Genomic DNA, 261 nt, shown 5'->3' on the forward strand with positions numbered 1-261 from the left:
GTGGAGGACCGAACCGGTTGACGTTGAAAAGTCTTCGGATGACCTGTGGGTAGGGGTGAAAGGCCAATCAAACTCGGAAATAGCTCGTACTCCCCGAAATGCATTTAGGTGCAGCGCTGGCGATAGTTATATAGAGGTAGAGCTACTGATTGGATGCGGGGGCTTCACCGCCTACCAATTCCTGACAAACTCCGAATGCTATATAATGTTTCCCAGCAGTGAGGGCTTGGGTGCTAAGGTCCAAGTCCGAGAGTGAAAGAA

Annotated in this window: 1 rRNA gene; it reads left to right on the top strand. The window is 50.6% G+C overall.

Features of this window, described 5'->3' with window-relative positions:
* Positions 1-261: ribosomal RNA gene (locus ACE01P_RS24485) — 23S ribosomal RNA — on the top strand; the annotation flags it as partial.

This window comes from Flavobacterium sp. HJSW_4 (genome assembly GCF_042436695.1).
GTDB lineage: Bacteria > Bacteroidota > Bacteroidia > Flavobacteriales > Flavobacteriaceae > Flavobacterium.